Origin of the sequence: Microbispora amethystogenes (assembly GCF_016863015.1) — a bacterium.
Classification (GTDB): Bacteria; Actinomycetota; Actinomycetes; order Streptosporangiales; family Streptosporangiaceae; genus Microbispora; species Microbispora amethystogenes.
The window spans coordinates 1-20,785 of the sequence record NZ_BOOB01000045.1 but is presented as its reverse complement, the minus strand read 5'-3'; the positions used below and the strand labels follow the sequence as shown (position 1 = coordinate 20,785).

General features: G+C 71.8%; 19 protein-coding genes and 1 pseudogene. 12 read left to right on the top strand and 8 right to left on the bottom strand.

From position 1 onward, the window contains the following. Positions 1-26 precede the first annotated feature (26 nt). From Mam01_RS37770 to Mam01_RS27365, 4 genes and pseudogenes are all read left to right on the top strand, one after another. Positions 27-344 (top strand): annotated as a pseudogene (locus Mam01_RS37770) (transposase); the annotation flags it as partial. A gap of 149 nt (positions 345-493) precedes the next feature. Further along, positions 494-814 (top strand): hypothetical protein, encoded by a 321-nt coding sequence (locus Mam01_RS36980; protein ID WP_239101666.1) that lies wholly within the window; start codon positions 494-496, stop codon positions 812-814. Positions 815-1,169: 355 nt separating this feature from the next. Then, complete coding sequence (locus Mam01_RS27370) at positions 1,170-1,913, top strand: helix-turn-helix transcriptional regulator (protein ID WP_204288043.1); 744 nt, start codon at positions 1,170-1,172, stop codon at positions 1,911-1,913. A 185-nt stretch (positions 1,914-2,098) separates the two neighbouring features. Then, the gene (locus Mam01_RS27365; RefSeq protein WP_204288042.1) at positions 2,099-2,464 is read left to right on the top strand and encodes a hypothetical protein; all 366 of its coding nucleotides are present in this window, start codon (positions 2,099-2,101) and stop codon (positions 2,462-2,464) included. A gap of 40 nt (positions 2,465-2,504) precedes the next feature. Here Mam01_RS27365 and Mam01_RS27360 read toward each other — a convergent pair whose 3' ends face one another. Beyond that, on the bottom strand, positions 2,505-2,825 hold the full coding sequence (locus tag Mam01_RS27360; RefSeq protein ID WP_204288041.1) for a hypothetical protein: 321 nt from the start codon (positions 2,823-2,825) through the stop codon (positions 2,505-2,507). Between the two features lie 80 nt (positions 2,826-2,905). Here Mam01_RS27360 and Mam01_RS27355 point away from each other — a divergent pair, with 80 nt between their 5' ends. Both Mam01_RS27355 and Mam01_RS27350 read left to right on the top strand, forming a co-directional pair. Then, positions 2,906-5,371, top strand: coding sequence for an FG-GAP-like repeat-containing protein (locus Mam01_RS27355; RefSeq protein ID WP_204288040.1), 2,466 nt, complete (start codon positions 2,906-2,908; stop codon positions 5,369-5,371). Positions 5,372-5,441: 70 nt separating this feature from the next. Beyond that, the gene (locus tag Mam01_RS27350; protein WP_204288039.1) at positions 5,442-6,164 is read left to right on the top strand and encodes a VOC family protein; all 723 of its coding nucleotides are present in this window, start codon (positions 5,442-5,444) and stop codon (positions 6,162-6,164) included. Positions 6,165-6,200: 36 nt separating this feature from the next. Here the strand turns inward: Mam01_RS27350 and Mam01_RS27345 are convergent, their stop codons facing one another. The 3 genes from Mam01_RS27345 to Mam01_RS27335 all read right to left on the bottom strand — a co-directional run bounded on the left by Mam01_RS27345 (position 6,201) and on the right by Mam01_RS27335 (position 8,011). Beyond that, the gene (locus tag Mam01_RS27345; RefSeq protein WP_239101665.1) at positions 6,201-6,776 is read right to left on the bottom strand and encodes an NADPH-dependent FMN reductase; all 576 of its coding nucleotides are present in this window, start codon (positions 6,774-6,776) and stop codon (positions 6,201-6,203) included. A 91-nt stretch (positions 6,777-6,867) separates the two neighbouring features. Next, positions 6,868-7,203, bottom strand: a complete 336-nt coding sequence (locus Mam01_RS27340) for a hypothetical protein (RefSeq protein ID WP_204288037.1) — start codon at positions 7,201-7,203, stop codon at positions 6,868-6,870. A 178-nt stretch (positions 7,204-7,381) separates the two neighbouring features. Then, on the bottom strand, positions 7,382-8,011 hold the full coding sequence (locus tag Mam01_RS27335) for a pentapeptide repeat-containing protein (protein ID WP_239101664.1): 630 nt from the start codon (positions 8,009-8,011) through the stop codon (positions 7,382-7,384). A gap of 97 nt (positions 8,012-8,108) precedes the next feature. On the opposite strand from Mam01_RS27335, the gene Mam01_RS27330 reads away from it, so the two are divergent. From Mam01_RS27330 to Mam01_RS27320, 3 genes are all read left to right on the top strand, one after another. Further along, positions 8,109-8,339, top strand: a complete 231-nt coding sequence (locus Mam01_RS27330) for a hypothetical protein (protein ID WP_204288036.1) — start codon at positions 8,109-8,111, stop codon at positions 8,337-8,339. Between the two features lie 473 nt (positions 8,340-8,812). Next, on the top strand, positions 8,813-8,959 hold the full coding sequence (locus Mam01_RS27325; protein WP_204288035.1) for a hypothetical protein: 147 nt from the start codon (positions 8,813-8,815) through the stop codon (positions 8,957-8,959). A 222-nt stretch (positions 8,960-9,181) separates the two neighbouring features. Further along, positions 9,182-9,694 (top strand): hypothetical protein, encoded by a 513-nt coding sequence (locus Mam01_RS27320; RefSeq protein WP_204288034.1) that lies wholly within the window; start codon positions 9,182-9,184, stop codon positions 9,692-9,694. Positions 9,695-9,721: 27 nt separating this feature from the next. Here the strand turns inward: Mam01_RS27320 and Mam01_RS27315 are convergent, their stop codons facing one another. After that, positions 9,722-10,861, bottom strand: a complete 1,140-nt coding sequence (locus Mam01_RS27315; protein WP_204288033.1) for an acyl-CoA dehydrogenase family protein — start codon at positions 10,859-10,861, stop codon at positions 9,722-9,724. Continuing rightward, a complete protein-coding gene (locus Mam01_RS27310; RefSeq protein WP_204288032.1) occupies positions 10,858-14,298 on the bottom strand; it encodes an indolepyruvate ferredoxin oxidoreductase family protein in 3,441 nt (1,146 codons plus the stop codon). Before Mam01_RS27310 ends, Mam01_RS27315 begins: the two co-directional genes overlap by 4 nt. Positions 14,299-14,414: 116 nt before the next feature. Here Mam01_RS27310 and Mam01_RS27305 point away from each other — a divergent pair, with 116 nt between their 5' ends. Continuing rightward, on the top strand, positions 14,415-14,984 hold the full coding sequence (locus Mam01_RS27305; protein ID WP_239101663.1) for an Lrp/AsnC family transcriptional regulator: 570 nt from the start codon (positions 14,415-14,417) through the stop codon (positions 14,982-14,984). 117 nt (positions 14,985-15,101) lie between these two features. Here the strand turns inward: Mam01_RS27305 and Mam01_RS27300 are convergent, their stop codons facing one another. Continuing rightward, the gene (locus Mam01_RS27300) at positions 15,102-16,868 is read right to left on the bottom strand and encodes a serine/threonine-protein kinase (RefSeq protein ID WP_204288031.1); all 1,767 of its coding nucleotides are present in this window, start codon (positions 16,866-16,868) and stop codon (positions 15,102-15,104) included. 654 nt (positions 16,869-17,522) lie between these two features. Between Mam01_RS27300 and Mam01_RS27295 the strand changes: the two genes are divergently transcribed. Beyond that, the gene (locus tag Mam01_RS27295) at positions 17,523-18,389 is read left to right on the top strand and encodes a pectate lyase (protein ID WP_204288030.1); all 867 of its coding nucleotides are present in this window, start codon (positions 17,523-17,525) and stop codon (positions 18,387-18,389) included. Here the strand turns inward: Mam01_RS27295 and Mam01_RS27290 are convergent. Beyond that, on the bottom strand, positions 18,380-18,886 hold the full coding sequence (locus Mam01_RS27290; protein WP_204288029.1) for an ACT domain-containing protein: 507 nt from the start codon (positions 18,884-18,886) through the stop codon (positions 18,380-18,382). The genes Mam01_RS27295 and Mam01_RS27290 overlap by 10 nt on opposite strands. 119 nt (positions 18,887-19,005) lie before the next feature. Between Mam01_RS27290 and Mam01_RS27285 the strand changes: the two genes are divergently transcribed. After that, positions 19,006-20,424 carry a family 43 glycosylhydrolase gene (locus Mam01_RS27285; protein ID WP_239101662.1) on the top strand — a complete coding sequence of 473 codons (1,419 nt, stop codon included), beginning with the start codon at positions 19,006-19,008 and terminating at the stop codon, positions 20,422-20,424. Positions 20,425-20,785: the final 361 nt, after the last annotated feature.

The window sequence follows — 20,785 nt, the reverse complement described above, 5'->3', positions numbered from 1 at the left end:
CGTTGACGCTGGTAGATCATCTCGTCGTGGCGCGTGGTGACCTCACCGATGACGAGTGGTTCTTGATCGAGCCCCATCTGCCGTTGGGCGAGCGGGGCCCGGTCCCGGACCAGCGGCGGCAGTTCAACGGGGTGATGTGGCGGTTCCGCACGGGCAGTCCCTGGCGGGACCTGCCTGCGGAGTACGGGCCGTGGTCCACCGTCTACGACCGGTTCCGGTCCTGGGTGAGGGCCGGGGTGTTCCAGCACCTGATGGAAGCCGTGATCGCCGAGGCCGGTGCCCGCGGGCAAGTGGACCTGAGCCTGGTCAGCGTCGACTCCACCACCGCCCGCGCCCACCATCAGGCCGCTGGAATGGTCGTGGACCCCGAACTGCTGGAGGAACTGGAGAAGGCGGCCGACCAGGAAAAGGGGCTTCCGACAGCGGGGACGCAGGTGGAGCCGGCTACCAGGTCGCCGACTACCTTCAGCAGCACGCTGGGGCCCGGCGCCGCATGGTCAAGGTGCCGGCCACCTGCTGGCAGGCCCTCTGCGACCACCTCACTTACCCGGACGACCAGCGGCGCGCTGGAAACGCCGCCATGGACCGGCTGCTCTACCGCTACGCCGAACCCCTCCTCAGCGATGCCGCCGGCATCGGCGACAGGCTAGCCGCCTCTCGGTTGGTTGGACTGTTGGCCGAGCAGGGGCGGGTGGAGGAGGCGCTGGCGGTGCTGCCGGTGCGGGCCGATGCCGGCAAGGTTCAGGGGCTTGACCCTCCGCACGATCGGCCGGCCGGGCTCCTGGGGCTTCCGGACTCGGCCGGTGAAACGTGACGTATCTGAGCGACGCGCGCGTCGGAGATCCCCGGACACCAGCTCGACCTGCCGGCACGTTCGACGAGGGCGGCCCGCAGCCTGGAACGGCGATTGACAGGACGTCCCGGAGGGCGTCGGTTCCGGGGTCGAGGCGTTCGTCGTTGCCGGTCAGGGACCATGCCTGCCTGGGCATGACAGGACCACCCGGATTCGGGTGTTTGCCGTATACCGTCGCATACGTGGTCCGTGATCGAACTCAGTTGGCGGCCTTCCTGCGCTCGCGACGGGACCGGCTCACCCCTGGGCAGGCCGGCATCAGCCCGCTGCCCGGCGAGCGCCGGGTGCCGGGCCTGCGCCGGGGGGGGAACTGGCCATGCTCGCCGGGATCAGTGCCGACTACTACAGCCGACTGGAGCAGGGCCGCCAGGCCAACATCTCCCGCGAGGTGCTCGACGCGTTGGCCGGGGCACTACGCCTGGACGAGGTCGAGCGCGCCCACCTGTACGACCTCGCCGCGCCCGGGTCACCCCGCGGGCGGTCGACCGCCTATCGCGCGCAACGGCCGGATCCTGGCTTGCTCCGGGTGATCAGCATGCTCGACCACCTGCCCGCCCTCGTGATCGGACGACGCGGGATCGTGCTGGCGCGGAACGCCTTGTTCTGCGCCGTCTACGGGCACCCCATGGAGCCGGGGACGTCCTACACCCGATACCTGCTGCTCGACCCGGACGCACGCGAACGCATCGTCGACTGGGCTGCCGCTGCCCACGCGGCCGTCGCCGGTCTGCGTCGCGAGGCCGCACGGCACCCGCAGGACCGCCGCCTGCGGCACGACATCGCCGAGCTCCGCCGAGCCGATCCGAACGTCGCGCGCTGGTGGGACGACCACCCCGTCGGCGAGTACTCCTCGGCCCCACGCCGCATCCGGCACCCGGTCGGGGGTGATCTCACGTTCGATGTCGAGTTGCTGGTCGCGCCGCAGGTAACCGATCAGCACCTCGTTCTCTACACCGTCGACCCGCACTCCCGGACAGCGCGCACCCTGCCGCTGCTCGCCGCCTGGGGCGCGGAACCTGCGGCACGGGTCGTGACCACCGAGAACACCGGCGAGCCGTGAGCAGCCGGAGCTGAACCACCACTCCCGTCGCGGTTGCCCACCCCCTTGTCCGCCTGCGGGGTACTGCTCGCGTCGCGACCTGCCTGCCGGGCTCGACGGGCTGCACGTTGAAGGACCGCCGTCCGCTTCCTGAGCCATCCGCAGTGCCTTGGAAAGGCCTCCGTCCACCTGGAAGGACCACAACCGTGCAGCGGTGGAGAACTGGTCACCTCGTCGCCCTACTGCTCTGCCTCGCCGTGGCCGTCGCCGGTCCGGCCCGGCCGGCCGTCGCCGCCGCCGCTGCCGGGCAGTGCGCCCGGATCACCTCGCCGTTCGCCGGCTCGCCCGCCGGGGACGGGGGCGTGACGCTGCGGGTCGGCTGCGCGAGCGAGGCGGGAAGCCTCCGGTCGCTGGCCGGCAACGACAACGACCTCGTCGCGGCGCTCGACTTCGACACCAGCGAGCGACCGGAGCAGTGGCAGACGCTGATCAACCAACAGGTCGCCGCCGTCCGCGCGGACCAGACGGGCGGGCTCTCGCTGGGCCAGTCGCTGGTCAACAGAGCCGGGTGAACGGTCCGGGCCTCTATCAGGCCCCGGACAACGGCGTCGACTACAACGGGAGCATCCAGGTCGTCGGTTCGAGCATCGTGATCGTGGTGCCCGCGGGCGACATCGCCGTCTCCGGGGTCTGGGACGGTGTCTGGAGGAAGTTCCTGGTCGGCATGGTCAATCTCGCCGTCGCCGTCAGCGTCAGCGCGCTCTGCCTGATTTTTTCCGCCCCGGAGGCGCCCGTCACCGCGCCGTTGTGCGCCGCCCTCGGCTCCGGTTTCGGCGCGGCCTTCGGGGAGCTCCTCAGCGCCCGTCTGGACGACGTCCCCATCGACGGGACCGTCTGGGGCAACGCGTTGGGCGCCGCGCTCGCGGCCGCCATCGCCGTTGGCGACCCTCGGCTTAGCGGTCACCTTTCTCACCAGTGCCGGCCGCCAACTGGCCAGCTCCCTCCATGCGACCGTGAAGAGCTGGGCGCCCCAGATCGGCACCTCGATCGTGGACAAGCTCAAGGAAGTGATCAACGAGGGCACGATCGGCATCATCAAGAGGACGCTCGAACGGCACGTGCGCGGGCTCCAGCCGTCCGGAGCGTCGCTGCGGGTGATGGCCTTGGGTGATTCGATCACCGCGGGGGTCGGCAGCACGGCGATGAACGGTTACCGCGTACCGCTCCAGGAGCGGTTGCGGGCGGCCGGCGTGACGTTCGACTTCGTGGGCTCCCAGGCGAACGGCGTGTCCACCGCGGACGTCCAGCACGAGGGTCACTCCGGCTGGCGGATCGACGAGATCGCCGCGCGCCTGCCGGACTGGCTGAGCACCTACCGCCCCGAGCTCGTCACGCTGCACCTCGGCACCAACGACATGATCCAGGACTACCAGGCCTCCGGCGCGGTGGAGCGCCTCGGCGGGGTGATCGACCAGATCTTCGCCGGGGACCCGGGGGTGACCGTGGTCGTCTCGTCGCTGGTGCCCTCGCGCACCGCCGCGATCGACGCCCGGATCCGGCAGTTCAACCAGAACCTCGGCGGCATGATCCAGCGCCGGATCGACAACGGCCGGCACCTCATCTACCTCAGCATGGCGATGGTCACCACCGCCGACATCGCGGACGACGTCCATCCCAACGACGCCGGGTACGCCAAGATGGCGAGGACGTTCAGCCTCGGCATCCTCAGCGCCTTCCACCGGGGCTGGCTCGACGACGACATCGCCATGCCCGAGACGGCCACGTGCACCCCCGGCGACGCCGGTGGGGGCGGACCCCGGCGAGCAGGTTTCGCGGACCTCAACGGTGACGGCAAGGACGACTACGTGGCCGTCGACCCCGCCACCGGGTCGATGCGTACCTGGTTGAACGTCGGCGCCGACCGTGACGGCGACCACTGGATCGGCTGCGGGATCACGGCGTCGGGCACCGGCACAGGGGTCGCCCTGGACGGCCGGGTCGTCGAGCTCGCGGATCTCAACGGCGACGGCAAGGACGACTACCTGGCCGTCGATCCGGCGACCGGCAACGTGCACGGCTGGCTCAACAACGGCGCCCACCAGTCCGGTGACCACTGGATCGACCGGGGCGTGATCGCCTCCGGCACCGGAACCGGCGTGGGGAAGGGCGCCCGTGAGGTCCAGTTCGCCGACCTCAACGGGGACAGGCGGGTGGAGTACCTGGCCGTCGACCCCGCCACCGGCTCGACGCACGCCTGGCTCAACAACGGCGCCGAGCGGGGCGGCGACCAGTGGATCGACCAGGGCATCGTCGCCTCGGGCACGAACACCGGGGTGAGCCGGACCGGCAGGAGCGTCCGGTTCGGTGACCTCAACGGCGACCACCTCGCCGACTACCTCGCCCTCGACGAGACCAACGGCGCGACGCACGGCTGGCTCAACGTCGGGGCCCACGTCTCGGGCGACCACTGGCTCTACCGCGGGGTGATCGCTTCCGGCACGAACACCGGCGTCGGCCTGATCGGCACCGTGCCGCCGTCGGTGACGCTGGGGTTCGCCACCGCCGCGTTCGCCGACCTCAACGGCGACGGCCGGGACGACTACCTCGCCGTGGACGGGAGCGGCACCGTGGCGGCCTGGCTCAACGACGGCGCCGATCAGGGCGGCAATCACTGGGCAAGCCGGGGGATCATCGCCTCGGGCATCGGTACCGGAGTAGCGCCCGGCGGCCGCGTGGTGCGGTGGGCCGACCTCGACGGCGACGGCCGGGACGACTACGTCGCAGTCGACCCCGGCACCGGCCTAGCCCAGGGCTGGATCAACAACGGCGCGGACACCACCGGGGACCACTGGATCGACCGCGGGATCATCGCCTCCGGGACCGGAACCGGCGTCGGCAACGGCGTCCAGGTCTACTTCGCGGACATGGACGGCGACGGCCGCGACGACTACCTGGCGGTCGACCAGAGCTCCGGCTCGGCTCACCTGTGGCTCAACGTCGGCGCCGACCGGGCCGGCGACCGCTGGGTCGACCAGGGTGTGATCGCCTCCGGCACCGGCACCGGGGTCCGCACCGGTGGCCCGCAGGTCGCCTTCGCCGACCTCGACGGCGACGGCGACGGCGACGGCGACGGCGACGGCGACGGCGACGGCGACGGCAAGGATGACTACCTCGCCGTCGACCCCGCCACCGGTGCGGCCCACGCCTGGCTCAACCGCGGCGCCCACACCACCGGCGACCACTGGCTCGACGGCGGGGTCGTCGCGTCCGGGACGAACACGGGGGTCGCCACCTCCGGTCGCCGCGCGTACTTGGCCGACCTGAACACCGGCCGGCGAGCCGACTACCTGGCCGTGGATCCGAACAACGGCGACATCCGAGGGTGGCTCAATAACGGCGCCGTGACGGTCGGTGACCACTGGATCGGCCTGGGCACCGTCGCCACCGGGAACGGCAGGAACGGCGGGGCAGGCAACTAGCGCCGCGACCGCCGGGGTCGCCGGGGTCGCCCGGGGCGAGGACCGGCGGGAGCGCACTAGGCTCCCGCTCATGGTGCGCTGGATCGTGGCCTTCGTCGACCGGCCGCGCGACCGTTTCGCGGCGGGCGCGGCGTTCTGGACCGCCGTCACCGGCACCCGGCTGTCGGCCCCCAGGGGTGACGACGGAGAGTGGGCCACGCTGCTGCCGGAGGACGGCGACGCCTGCGTGAAGCTCCAGGCGGTGCGGGACGGCGGCGGAGCCCACGTCGATCTGGAGGTGGACGACGTCCGCGCGGAGCTGGCCAGGGCCGTCGCGCTCGGCGCCGCCGTCGCGGCCGACCACGGCGGCTGGGCCGGGCTCCGCTCCCCCGAGGGCAGGGCGTTCTGCCTCACGCCGTGGGAGGGGGCGGCCCGGCGGCCGCCCGTGGTCGCCGCCACCCGCCTCGACCAGGTCTGCCTCGACATCGCGCCCGGCGCGTACGACGAGGAGGTGGCGTTCTGGGCGGCGCTGACCGGATGGCCCCCGCTCAGCGGCTCGCTGCCCGAGTTCACGGTGCTGAGAAGCCCGGGCATGCCCGTACGCCTCCTGCTGCAGCGGCTCGGCGACGGGCCGGGCCGCACCGCTCACCTCGACCTGGCCTGCGCCGACCCCGAGGCCGCCCGCGTACGGCACGAGCGGCACGGGGCGGCGTTCGTGGCGCGCGGGCGGCACTGGATCGTCATGCGCGACCCGGCCGGCGGGATCTACTGCCTGACCGGACGGGACCCCGAGACCGGCTCCCTGCCCGGGTGACCCTTCCGGGTCGGATTCCCGGCCGGGATGCGGGCGTCAGGCGGCGGGGCGCAGGTCCCGCAGCGCGGCGGCCAGCCGGGCGAGCTCGGCCAGCATCGCGTCCGCCGCACCGTCCATGACGTCGTTGGGCCGCAGGCGGCCCTCCTCGTCGAGGAACCGGGCGACGAACGGGATCGAGACCGCCTCGGACACCGGCACCATCTTCAGCGTGGTGACGACCTGCTTGAGCATCTGCACCGCGCGCGTCCCGGCGGAGACGCCGCCGTAGCTGACGAACCCGACCGGCTTGTACTGCCACTCGTGGTGCAGGTAGTCGATGGCGTTCTTCAGCACCGCGTTGAAGCCGTAGTTGTACTCCGGCGTGACGAACACGAACGCGTCGCCGCGTTCGACGGTCGCACTCCACTCCTTGGTGTGCTGGTTGACGTACTGCCGCAGCCGGGGGTGGTGGGGCTCGTCCAGGAACGGGAGGTTCACCTCCGCCAGGTCGACGAGCTCGACCTCAAAGGCGTCGTGCGCCGCCGCGCGCTCCCGGAACCACCGCGCGACCGGCAGCCCCGTCCGCCCCGGACGCGTGCTGGCGACGACGATCTGCAGAACCGGCTTCCCCACGATTCCCCCAAAAAGCTCTCTAAGGGACATAACTCGCACCACGGTACGCCGTGATCGAAAGAGGCATCGCGCGGGTGGCCCGGTGGGGGCGTCAGCCGGAGAACCGCTTCGCGAGGTCCCGGGCCCATCGCGCGGCCTCGGCCGCCTGGGCGCCGGTCACGGGGGCGCCGGGCATCCGGCCCAGGCGCTCCACCTGCTCGGCGTAGCGCAGGTGCTCCCGGTGCGCGTGCTCGCGGCACGCGAGGCAGGTGACGCTCTCCGGGCGGGGCGAGGTCATCGCGTAGGGCACCTGCAGTCCGCATCCGGTGGTGACGACGCCCGGCGCGTCGGGCGCGCGCCCCAGCGACGACGCGAGCAGATTGCGGTAGCCGGCACCGGCCTGCATGACCTTCTGCTCAACATGGATGTGCGGGTCTGCCTCGGTCATCCGCCGCACGCACCTTTCTCCGCGTCGTCCAGGCATGAGACTCCGGAACGAGGCTAACGCGTGGGCCCGGCGCCGCACGCGGCCGTCAGCGGGCGAGGTGGCGGCTGATGACGAGGTGCTGGATCTGGCCGGCACCCGCGAAATTGGCCGCGCACGTGATGGGCTTTGCCGAGCGCCCTCAGAACTGCGTCGCCGAATCGACGATGGCTGCTGCCCGTATCTGCTTTTCGGTCATTCCACGTACACCGTGCAGGTTTGCGCCGGTTAAGTCCGCACCGTCCAAGTGCGCCCCCCTCAGGTCTGCCCCTGTCAGGTTCGCCCAGTGCAGTTTTCCCTGTTCAAGGGCCGCGCCCCGCAAGTCCGCCCAACGCAGATCCGAAAAACTCAAGTCCGCGCCTTTCAAGTTCGCATCTCTCAGAAACGCCCCGCGCAGGTCCGCTTCCTCGAGGATCGTCCCGATCAGCATTGCGTCGTACAGGTCCGCACCCATCAGCATCGCCCCGCTCAGGTCGATGGTGGGGAGGTAGACGGCCCTCCCATTCGCGTCCGTCATGAACGTGTCGCTCAATGCCATGCGGCTCAGATCGGCTCGCGGGAAGCGCACTCGCGAGAAGTCAGCATAAGCATTGAAATCAGTGTGATCAGCGAGCGTGGGGGCGATGATGAGAGCTGCGTGTACGTCGGCCCCTGGCCTGGTACGCGGCATCTCGGCGATAGCATCTCGGTCCGAAGCAGTGCAGTCCTTGAGGGGCTTCGCCTGTCCGGTTAAGGCGCAGAAGTCGTGATTGCGAACGAAGGCTGCCAGCACATTGCGGATGGTGTCTTTGTCGCGGGGGGGAGTCGGCGGCCAAGCGCTGGAGTGCGTAGATGCCGCCTAGGCGTACGTCCTGTTTGGTGGAGCCGAGTTGTTCGACGGCCTTGGTGTAGCGATCGGTGATCTGGCTTTCCCGGGCAGTTTCAACAGTACGGGCGGTGTACCAAAGGCCGAGTGCGGTGAAGGCGACACCACCGATGACGACGAGGCCGGTGGCAGCCTGGATCAGAGTGTGGCGGGCGGCGTTGAGGGCTTCCACCCGCTCACTCGCGGTCATCTGCGTACGCTCGATTTCGGTGAGTGGTCTGCGTTCGCCAGATAGGTACCGAGCCGCGGGCCCGACCAGGAAGGCGATCGTCAGGGATGCCGTCGCGGCCAGGGCCAGGCCAGCCAGCGTCCAGCGCACCCAGTCAAGCGACAGCGGCGACAGGGCGCCCCACGCGGCGGCTGCGATGCCGGCGAGGAGCAGTGCCAAGAGGAGCGCTCGCAGTAGCCGCCGGCCGCGGCGCGCCGACGGGGACGCGGCCGCCGAGGAGAGATCCGGCGGAGGCTCTCCCGCTGCGACAGGGAGACGCTGCGGGGGCCGCGCATCGGTGCGCGCGGAGGCCAGGGCGGCACCCGCGATGGCGGACGCCAGGAGCGCAGCCGACGCCACCGCCGTGCGCAGGACTCGAGACCGTCTGACCGTCATGCCCTCATTGCATCGCTTCACCACGAGGGTACGGGCGGAAACCGGCCACGAGGATGATGACGATTGCGTAGACCTGCCGGGACATAATGCGCCGGCTGCCGCGCATGAACAGCCGGCCGCAATATCCAGAAGTAAAGCCGCGGCCGTACACGCTTTCCTGCGAGAAGCAGCGGCGCGAGCAGTTGCTCTTCTTCGCGCTCGGCCTCGCCGCGTGCGTGCCCATCGGCGTTTTCGTCGACTGGATCAGCTGAGCCGCACAACCGACCTGGCCGGAAGCGGACAACGGCCGCCCTTGATTCCCTCTTTCTTGGTGAGAAGGTGGAGTCCCCGGATCGAAGAGGACAACGATGTCACATACTCACGCCCAAAACCCTGACCCGCGAACCCAGGCAATCGTGCGAGAACTGGGCATACTCCACGAATGCGCCGCAAAGGACCATCAAGTAGGGGAACCCGGGCTGTACTCCCGCATGATGGTGATCGTCGACGGCAACATCCCGTCCGAGGGCGACGGTGAGAACTGTTACCTGACCCCGGTCGCAGCACCCAGGTCCGGCCAGGGCTGGTACACCCTCACGACGGCAGACGGCGCCGCACGTCCCGCGGAGATCAGCCTGGACGAGGCCAAGCTCTCGCAGCAGGACAGCGAGGTCACCACTCTGCTCGACGCCTACGAGTGGATCACCGATCAAGGACTCGGCGTCGCCGCCCAAAGCATCCAGGTCATCCTGATCAGCAACATCGGGCCGTGCACGGGCTGCAAGGCCCGCCTCCAGATCTTCCACAGTGACCTCCTCGCCGCGGCCCAGCAGGCCGGGAGCAAGGTCCCCATCACCGTCGAGAGCGTCTACGACACCCCCGAGGCCTCCCGGGACAGGACACGGGGCAACAAGATCCCCACGACGTACGGCTATCCGGCTGCTGTAAGCACGCCGTACGCCATCTCCGGCCGGCAGGGAGCGTACTGGGTCTACAGGCTCCAGTGACGGTGGCGCTTCGACCAGGTCGATGAGCTACCTGGCGAGGTGGCGGCTGATGACGAGGCGCTGGATCTGGTTGGTGCCCTCGAAGATCTGCATGATCTTCGCTTCGCGCATGTAGCGCTCGACCCGGAACTCGCGCGTGTAGCCGTACCCGCCGAAGACCTGGACCGCGTCGGTGGTGACCCGCATCGCGGTGTCGGTCGCGACCAGCTTGGCGACGCTGGCCTGCCTGCTGTACGGCAGGCCGGCGTCGCGGCGGCGGGCCGCGTCGATGTAGGTGGCGCGGGCGGCGTCGACTCCGGCGGCCATGTCGGCGAGCAGGAAGCCGAGCCCCTGGTGGTCGATGATCTTCTTGCCGAACGTCTCACGCTCCTTGGCGTACGCGACGGCCTCGTCGAGCGCGGCCTGGGCGAGGCCGGTCGCGCAGGCGGCGATGCCCAGCCTGCCGGAGTCGAGCGCCCCGAAGGCGATGGAGAGGCCCTGTCCCTCCGCGCCGACGAGCCGGTCCGCCTCGATCAGCGCGCCGTCCCAGTGCGCGGTGGTGGTCGGGATGGCGTGCAGGCCCATCTTCTCCTCGGGGCGGCCGAACGTCAGGCCCTCGGCCGCCCCGGGCGCGAGGAAGCAGGAGACGCCGCGCGGGCCCGGGCCGGTGCGGGCGAACAACGCGTAGAAGTCCGCCCGGCCGCCGTGCGTGATCCACGCCTTGGTGCCGGTGATCCGGTAGCCGCCCTCGGTCTTCTCGGCCTTGCACGCCAGGGCGGCGGCGTCCGAGCCGGCCTGCGGCTCCGACAGGCTGTAGCCGCCGATCAGCCGCCCGGCCAGCATGTCCGGCAGCCAGCGCTCCCGCTGCTCTGCCGTGCCGTACGCCGCCAGGGGGAAGCAGGCCAGCGTGTGGACGCTGACCGCGACCGCGACGGCCGCCCACCGCGCCGCGAGTTCCTCGATCACCTGGAGATACACCTCGTACGGCTGGCCGCTCCCGCCGTACTCCTCCGGATAGGGCAGGCCGAGCAGCCCGGCGGAGCCGAGCGTGGCGAACAGCCCCTCGGGATAGGTCTCGGCGCGCTCGTGCTCGTCGGCCCGGCGGGCGAGCTCCTTGTCGGCGATCTCCCGGGTCAGCTCGATCAGGTCCCGGGCGTCCTGCCCGGGCAGCAGCCGCTCGACGGTCACTGCTCCTCCACGGGTGATGGGTCGTCCAGCCGGGCGAGAAGGGCCGCGGCCCGGTCGCGGAACTCGGCCACCCTGGCGAGCTTGATGCCCTCGTAGCCGCGGATCATGTCCGGCAGCGCGGCGATCTCGGCGACGGCGGCGGCGTTCGCCGGGGTGAGCCGGTCGAGGGCCCGCCGCACCAGCTCGCGGTACTCCCCGGGCAGCGTGCGCTCCACCCTGCGGACGGCGGCGTACCCGAACACGTCGGCCGCGGTGCCGCGCAGCGCGCGGGCGGCCCGCAGCCCGCGGAACACGACGCCGGCCGATCGGCGCAGCCTGATCTTCCGCTTCAGGCCCATCGCCCGCAGCAGCGGCGGATGCAGCAGCACCGACACGTCGGCGTCCGCGCCGAACTCCCGCTCGCGCCTGGCGCGCTCCACCGGGTCGAGGTGCAGCCGCGCGACCTCGTACTCGTCCTTGTACGCCAGCAGCTTGTGCAGCCCCCGCGCGTACGCGATCGCGATCCGGTCGCCCGCCTTCTCCCCCGCGCGCTCGGCGGCGAGGGCCGCCACCCGGCGCACCTCGCGGGCGTACGACCCGGCGTACCCGGCGTTCTGGTATCCGGTCAGGTCGGCGATCCGCACGGCCAGCGCGTCTTCCAGGGTCTCGTCCGCGTTCCCCTCCGCGTTCTCCTCAGGGACGAACGTCCCCGGGATCGCGGCCCGGAACACGGCCTCGCGGTCCAGCACGGCGGCCCGGCCCCACCGGAAGGCGGCGAGGTTCGTCTCGACCGCGGCGCCGTTGAGCCTGATCGCCCGCTCGATCGCGTCCGCCGAGAACGGCAGGCAGCCGTGCTGGTAGGCCGCGCCCACCAGCAGGAGGTTGGCGGGCATGTGGTCGCCGAACAGCGCGTCGGACAGCGCGCCCGCGTCCAGGTGGACGTTGCCGCCCGGCACGGTGACCGACTCCAGGCGGGCGAGCGCCTCCTCGGGCCCGGGAAGCGCGGCGCGGCCGGAGATCATGGCGGCCGTCGGCACGATGGCGGTGTTCACGACGGCGACCGTGCGCCCGGGCGAGGCGACGGCGAGGGTGCCGTCCGCGGCGGCGCCGAGCACGTCGAAGCAGAGCAGGACGTCGGCCGCGCCCCGGGTGGCGCGCACCGAGCCCGTGATCGGGTGCGGGGAGACGCGCACGTCGCTGACGACCGGGCCGCCCTTCTGCGCCAGCCCGGTCTGGTCGAGCCCGGCGGCGTGCAGGCCGTCCAGGTGCGCGGCCATCTGGAGGATCTGCGAGACGGTGACCACGCCGGTGCCGCCGATGCCGGGCAGCCGCAGCAGCACCGGCCGCCCGGAGAACCTCGGCGCCGGCTCGGTCAGCGCGACCGGCGGCGCGGGCACCGCGTCCCGGGCCTGGGAGCGCGGACGGGGCTCGACGAGCAGGAACGACGGGCAGTCGCCCTTGAGGCAGCTCAGGTCGGAGTTGCACGACGCCTGGTGGATGCGGGTCTTGCGGCCGAACTCGGTCTCGACCGGCTGGACCGACAGGCAGGTGGAGGCGTCGCCGCAGTCGCCGCAGCCCTCGCACACCCGCTCGTTGACCACCACCTTGGCCGTCGGCGTGGGCAGTTTGCCGCGTTTGCGCAGCCGCCGCTCCTCCGCCGCGCAGCGGTCGTCGTGGATCAGCACGGTCACCCCGTCGACCTCGGCGAGTTCCCGTTCCACCGCCGGGAGGTCGTCGCGGTGCCGCACGGACGCGATCGGCGCCAGCCGGACGCCGCGGTAGGTCTCCGGCTCGGGCGTGGTGACCACGATCCGGCGCACCCCCTCGGCGGCCAGCGACCGGGTGAGCGCGGGCACGTCGAGACGGCCCTCGGCGCGCTGGCCGCCGGTCATCGCCACCGCGTCGTTGTAGAGCAGCTTGTACGTGATCGGGACCTCGGCGGCAACGGCCGCGCGAATCGCCAGCGAGCCCGAGTGGTGGAAGGTGCCGTCGCCGAGGTTCTGGGTGAAGTGCCGGTCGGAGGTGAAGGGAGCCAGGCCGAACCACAGGGCGCCCTCGCCGCCCATCTGCGTGATGCCGACCTGCCTGCCGCGCCCCTCGGTGTGCAGCGCGACCATCGCGTGGCAGCCGATGCCGGGGCCGACCAGCGTGTCGTCGGAGGCGCGGGTGGAGATGTTGTGCGGGCAGCCCGAGCAGAAGTACGGGGTGCGGGCCGCCACCAGCGGCAGCAGGGGACGCGCCGCCGGGCGGGCGGACAGGGCGACCGGGCGGCGGGGCAGCCGCTCCCTGCCGAGGCAGACGGCGAGCGCCTCGGCGACGTCCTCGGCGGCGAGCGCGCCGCGGGCGGTCAGCAGTTCGCGGCCCACGACGTCGGGCCGGTGATCGGTGTCGTACAACGCCTGCTTGAGGTGGCCCTCCAGGAACGGCACCTTGTCCTCGACCACCAGCACCCGGTCGAGGCCGGCGGCCATGTCCGCGAGGTGGTCGTACGCGAGAGGGTAGGGCATCGCGAGCCGGATGAGCCGCAGGCCGAGGTCGTCCATCGCGGTCTCGTCCAGACCGAGATCGGCGAGGGCGCGCAGGACCACCGCGTAGGAGGTGCCGGACGCGAGCACGCCCGTCGTGGCCCGCGGCGCGTCGTGCGTCACCCGGTTGAGGCCCTGGGCGCGGGCGTACTCGCGGGCCAGGCCGAGCCGGCGGGTGAGCATGTCGTGCTCGGCGTCGAGCGAGGCCGGGCCGACCAGGGTGGGCGGCGCCCCACGGGGGGTGCGGTCCGGCGCGGGGACGCCCGCACGAAGCGGCCCGAGGTCGACGGTCGCCGAGGAGTCGGCGACGTCGGTGACGATCTTCATTCCGGCCCACAGGCCGGTGGCCCGCGACAGCGCCACGGCGTGCAGCCCGAGCTCGATGATCTCCGCCACCGAACCGGGGGCGAACAGCGGCATCGTCAGGCTCTGGCACATCGGCTCGCACGTGCTGGGGACGGTCGACGACTTGCTGCCGGGGTCGTCGCCGATCCAGGCCACCGCGCCGCCGAGCGCCGCCGTGCCGGCGATGTTGCCGTGCCGGATCGCGTCCGCGGCGCGGTCGAGGCCGGGGTTCTTGCCGTACCAGAAGCCGGTCACGCCCTCGTGCCGGCGGCCCGGCAGCTGGTCGAGCAACTGCGTGCCGGCGACCGCCGTCGCGGCGAGCTCCTCGTTCAGCGCGGGCCTGGCCACCACGCCCGCCGCCGCCAGGAACCGCGCGGCCCGCGCCATCTCCAGGTCGACCCCGCCGAGCGGCGAGCCCGGATATCCGGAGACGAAGACCCGCGTGTCCAGGCCGCGCGCCTCGTCCAGGAGGCGCTGCTCAAGGGTCAGGCGGACCAGCGCCTGGACGCCCGACATCAGCACGGTGCCGCTCTCGGCGGCGTACCTGTCGTCGAGCGAGACGGGACGCGGAGACATGCTCACACTCACGCGAACCTCCTGGGCTACTGGGGGGTGACCCACAGCACAGCAATCTCCCGCCCCGTACGCAAGCACGGCGCGGCAGACGGCGGCCACGACGCAAAACTATGAAGAATCGCTCTCATATGAGTACTGTTCTTTGCGTCGGTTACGGAGGTGGCCCCATCGCGGAGATAGACGAGATCGACCACCAGGTGCTACGCCTGCTGCGCGAGGACGGGCGCAGGACCTTCTCGGAGATGGCGGCCGAGATCGGCCTCTCGGTGGCCGCGGTGAAGCGGCGCGTCGACCGGCTGCGTGAGATCGGCGTCATCACCGGCTTCACCGTGCGGGTCGACTACGCCAAGCTCGGCTGGGGCATCGAGGCGTTCACCGAACTGCGGTATCCCGGCACGACCCCGGTCTCGAAGATCATCCGCACCGCGACGGACGTGCCCGAGGTGCAGGAGGTGTTCACGATCGCCGGCGACCCGGACGCGCTCATCCACGTCCGCGTGCGCGACCTGAGCCACCTTCAGCAGGTGATCGATCGCCTGCGCCGGGCCGGTGACGTGACCGGCACCAAGACCCTGCTGGTGCTCGGCTCCTGGACCCGCGACACCGGGCCGGCCGGAGACACCGGGGCAGCCAGAGACACCAGGTCGGCCGCAGACACCGGCCCGGCCGGAGAATCCGGTCGCCGCCCTCCCCGCTGATCCCCCGGGCGGCTCGCAGAGCCCCTGCGTTCCGAGGTCCGCGCGTTCCGAACGCCCGGAGGTCCCGGGCGTCGCGGTGTCCCAGGCGTCGCGGTGTCCCGGGCGTCGCGGATACGGTCAGCGCGGGCGGTGGCCCGCGCCGCCGCCGGTGCCGACGCCGGTGGTGTTCAGGAAGCTCGTCAGCGGGCCGTCGGCGAGGCGGCCGTCGCCATGCGCCTTCTGTAGCTCGCGAACCAGGTCGTAGACCCGCCTCGCGCCCTTGTCTCCCCTGCCCCTGCCCCGGTCGTGGAGAAGATCCCTGGCCGCCTTCCTGATCGTGTCGTGCGCCCGGCGGGCCAGCCCCTGCTCGATGCCGCCCTGGCTCTCCTGCTCCTGTACGGCGTGGTCGAACGCGGCCAGCCACTCCTGATATCCCCCGTAGACACGGCGCGCGGCCGGGGTGGGCGCGGCCGTCGGCCTGCTGGACGCCCTCGGTGTCGCGGGCCGGGGCGTCGGGCGCGGCGAGGCGGTCCGCGCCGGAGCGGGTGAGGTCTCGGCGCGGGTGGCCGTCGCCGTGGGGGCGGCGGCGGTGGAGCCGCTCGGCCCTCCGGGGCCGGACAGCGCCGCCACCCCGATGACGATCACTGCCAGTCCCCCCACCGCCGCGCCGAGCCGGATGAGCGTCCGCCGCTCGGGCGACCCGCCCGCCACCGGCGGCCCGGACGGCCCGCCCGGCGACGGCCCCCCGTACGGCGGCCCGCCAAGCGGCCCGTCGAATCGCCGCCCGCCGGACGGCGGCCCGTCGAAGGAGGGGACGTCCAGCAGCGCGGTGTCCCCCGCGCGGGCGCCACCCCCGCCGGAGTCCCCCGGGTTTCCCGGGAAGATCCCGGCCGCGGCCGCGTTCTCGCCGGACATCCGTCCGGGGAAGGTGTGGGACCCGGGCGGCGTCGCCGTCCCGGCGCTTCCGGAAACGCCTGTGCTTCCGGAAGCGCCGGCGGGGAACGACCCGGACGGATGCGAGGCGGCCGGGTACGACCCGGACGGATGCGACCCGGACGGATGCGAGGCGGCCGGGTGCGGGGCCTGTCCGGTGGCGAGGGCGACGGCGGCGAGGACCCGGCGCGCGGCCTCCGCGCCGGCGGGGCGGGCGGCGGGGTCCTTGGCCAGCAGCGCGAGGATCAGCCGCTCCAGCTCGGCCGGGATGTCCGGCCGGTGCCGGCTCGGCGGCACCGGATCCTGGTGGATGTGCCGGTACACCAGTTCCGGAGCCGAACCGGTGAACGGCGGCTGCCCGCACAGCAGCTCGTAGCAGACGCACCCCAGGGCGTAGAGGTCACAGGCCGCCCCGGCCCCCCGGCCCTCGATCTGTTCGGGAGCGAGGTAGGCGGCGGTGCCGACGAAGGCGCCCACCGCGGTGAGCCGCGCCGCCTCCGTCGCGACCTGTGCGACGCCGAAGTCGACCACCTTGAGCGCGCCGCTCGCCGTACGGTGCAGATTGGCGGGCTTGACGTCCCGGTGCACGACCCCCGCGCGATGCGCGGCGTCCAGCCCGGCGGCGGCCTGGCTCGTCAGGTCGCACGCCTCAGCCACGGAGTAGCGGCCCCGGTCGGCCAGTTCCTCGGCCAGGCTGCGGCCGGTGAGCAGTTCCATCACCAGGTAGGGCCGGGCGTCCTCCTCGCCGACGTCCAGCACGGTCACCACGTTGGGGTGGACGATCCGCGCGGCGGCGCGGGCCTCCCGGGCGAAGCGCTCCCGCGAGGCGAGCCCGGCGACCTGCGGCGCGAGGATCTTGACCGCGACCGGGCGGTGGGCCCGTAGGTCCCGGCCCCGCCAGACCTCGCCCATCCCGCCCCGGCCGATCAGGTCCTCCAGCTCGTAACGACCGCCGAGTACGGACGGCACCACGTCCCGCACCTCCCAGGAGCGACTCGCGCCAGATGATCGGGAGCCAACCTATCCTCCCCGGAGACCGGGAGAGGGCGCGTGCCAGGTCACCGTGGGACGGCGGCCCGGGCGAAGATCCATGAAACTTCCAGAGGATCGGCCTCCGGTGCGGGGCGGAGCCCGGCGCCACGCGCCGGTGGCCCGGCACGCGCCGTACCTGTGCGACTTCCGGGCCGGTCGCCTCGGCCGCCACCGAGTCACGAGCGGCGGGACCGGGCAAGCGTCTCTCGTGCCTTGACACCCTTCATGGTCGTTTTCACACTGTCCCGAGACGGCTCCCCTGCCTGGGTGGTGGTGGCGGCGGGGGTCGCCGGAAGTGGCACGCGCGTGCCGCGTCCGGCGACGCGGCGGGCCGTGTGTTTCACGTGCCTGGACCGTCACGTCACGTCGTCGTGTCCGTCGTCATGGTCCACGGCTCGATCAGGGTGAACCGGGCGGGATCGCCGCCCCGCGGACACGGGAAGCGAACAGGTCGCCGGCTCCACGGATCCGGTGTGCCCGGGCCTGTTCCGCTGCCCGCGTCCGGTTCGCACATCCGAACAGGCCGGCCGGGCACCCTCGGCCGGCGCCACCGCGCACGGCGGTCTCACCGCCGTGTCCCTCACTGGAGTGTGAATGACCACGTTCGCAAGACTCCGTACGGCGCTCGTCGCCGCCTCGGCGGCGGGGATCGCGCTCGCGGCCGCACCGGCCGGCGGCGCCTCCGCGTCGTCGGTCCCGGCCGCAGCACCCGCCGCCGCACCCGCCGCCGCACCTGCCACCTCACTGGCCGCCTCGCTGGCCGCGGCGCGGCTGGCCTCCTGGCCCTCCCCGAGCGGCCAGCAGGCCGTCGGCGCGACGATCAGCGTCTCGGGGACGTACGACGGGAAACTCAAGCGCTACTACGGCACCGGCGCCCTGGGCTCGGGCGGTCAGCAGGAGGGCCAGTCGCCGCTCTTCAAGCTGGCCGACGGCGCCGTCCTGAAGAACGTCATCCTCGGCTCCCCCGCCGCCGACGGCGTCCACTGCATGGGCACCTGCACGCTGCAGAACGTGTGGTGGGAGGACGTCGGCGAGGACGCGGCGACCTTCAAGGGCACCTCGTCGTCGCAGACGATGACCGTCGACGGCGGCGGCGCGCGGGCCGCCAGCGACAAGGTCTTCCAGCACAACGGCCCGGGCACCATGGTCATCAAGAACTTCCAGGTGCAGAACTTCGGCAAGCTCTACCGGTCCTGCGGCAACTGCTCCAAGCAGTACAAGCGCAACGTCGTGATCCAGAACGTCACCGCGACCACGCCGGGCAAGGTCCTCGCCGGCATCAACACCAACTACGGCGACACGGCGCGCTTCTCGCAGATCACGATCGTGAACGACGGCAGCAGGAAGGTCGTCGTCTGCGACAAGTACAAGGGCGTGACCAGCGGGGAGCCGACAAGGATCGGCAGCGGCGCCGACGGCGTCAACTGCCTCTACTCGTCGTCGGACATCGTCTACCGGTAGACCCGGCCCGCGTCCCCTGCGATGTCCCCCGCGATGTCCCCCGCGATGTCCCCTGCGACGTCCGGTCCCGGCGGCGGCTCCCCTTCCCGCCGCCGGGACCGGGCCGACCGTCGCGACAGGTCCTCCAGCACGCCGACCGCCCGGGCGGCGTGCTGGTACGGCACGAACAGGTGATCATGATAGAAACCGGCGACGACGTTGCAGCTCAGCCCCGCCGCGGCGAGTTCCCGCGCGACGGCGGCGGTCAGCCCGACCGCGTCGAGCGCCGAGTGGACCCCCAGCGTGATCCACCCTGCCACGTAGTCGTATTCGAGGCCCGCCGCGTCGGCGTCCCGCTGGGGCACGACCAGCGTGAGCCCCTCCTGCTCGGCGACCGTGGCGACCGGACGGACCCCCGGCGGGATGTCGCCGTCGACGGTGGTGAACACGTAACGCCCGGGGTTCGGCCGCGGGCGCATCGAGGTCAGCAGTTCGCGCAGGTCGGTCTCGCCGGTCACGACCAGCACCCTACAAGCGCCTCACCGGGACACCGGCACAGGCACGTGCCGGTGACCGCACACGGAGCCCCGGCACTCACGCGTCGCGATGTTAACGCTCACACTAGGAGGCATCCCTCATGAAAGCCCGTTCACCGGTACGCGGCGCTCTGGCGTCGGCGCTCACGTTGCTCCTGGCCCTGAGCCTCGGGTTCGTCCTGACCGGCCCGGCGAAAGCGGCGACGATCGACACGAACGCGTCGTACGTGCTGGTCAACCGCAACAGCGGCAAGGCTCTGGACGTCTACAACTGGGCCACCAACGACGGCGCGCCGCTGGTGCAGTACTCCCGCAACGACGGCGCCTGGCAGCAGTGGCAGTTCGTCGACTCCGGCGGCGGCTACTACCGCCTGAAGTCGCGTCACAGCGGCAAGGTCGTGGACATCTCCGGCCGCTCGACCGCCGACGGGGCCGACGTCATCCAGTACGCCGACAAGAACGCCACCAACCAGCAGTTCCGGGTCGTCGACACCGACGGCGGCTACGTCAAGCTCATCAACCGCAACAGCGGCAAGGCGCTCGAAGTCTGGGAGTGGTCCACCGCCGACGCCGGCCGCATCTCCCAGTACACCGACCTGGGCGGCGCCAACCAGCAGTGGCAGCTCGTCAAGCTCGTCTCCTACCCCGACCCGGGCTACGTGACCGGCGACGTCAGCGCGCACGACCCCGAGGTGACCAAGAAGCCGGACGGCTCCTACCTGCTCGCGTACACCGGCGACAACATCGCGCTCAAGACCTCGACCGACCGGACCGCCTGGCGCAACGCGGGCGTGGCCTTCCCCGGCGGGGCCTCGTGGACCCATGCCTACACCAACGGCGGCAACACGCTGTGGGCGCCGGACATCACGTACGTCAACGGCAGGTACTACATGTACTACGCCGCCTCGACGTTCGGCTCCAACCACTCGGGGATCTTCCTGGCGACGAGCACGACCGGGGCGTCGGGGTCGTGGACCAACCAGGGCCTGGTCATCGAGTCGAACACCTCCGACAACTGGAACGCCATCGACCCCAACCTCGTCGTCGACGACCAGGGCCGCTGGTGGCTCGACTTCGGCTCGTTCTGGTCGGGGATCAAGATGGTCCAGCTCGACCCGGCGACCGGGAAGCGGCTGAACAGCACCATCCTCAGCATCTCGGGCCGTAACGGCGGAGCGACCGAGGCGCCCTTCATCTACCGGCACGGCGGCTACTACTACCAGTTCGTCTCCTTCGACCTGTGCTGCAAGGGCGCGTCGAGCACGTACCGGATCATGGTGGGCCGTTCCACCTCGGTCACCGGACCGTACGTCGACCGCAACGGGACGGCGATGACCTCGGGAGGCGGCACGCAGGTGCTGGCCGGGCACGGGAGCATCCACGGCCCCGGGCACCAGTCGGTCCTCGCCGACAACGACGGAGACATCCTCTTCTACCACTGGTACGCCGACGACGGCTCCTCGCGTCTCGGCATCAACAAGCTCGGCTGGGACAGCGCGGGCTGGCCCTACGTCTACTGACCGCCCGATCGCACCGGCCGCGGGCGTGGAATTTCCACCGCGATTTCCACCGCGGCCGGAAATCGGGCCTTGACGCGGGAGAGTCAGAAGTCAAAACTGAGCGCACCGATCCCCATGCATGACTGTGAGACGGCGGCTCACGGTTGTGAATGTTAGCGCTAACAAGAAGAGCACATACGACAGCCGGAAACACCCCCACCAGAAGGGCGAAAAAGGTCATCATGATCTCCGCATTACGACGCCTGAAGACGGCATCGCTGGCCGTCGGCTCGGCGATCACGCTCACGGCCGGTCTGCTGACCGGTCTGTCCGCACCGTCGCAGGCCGCGACGCAGGGTCCGTGTGACATCTACGCCGCGGG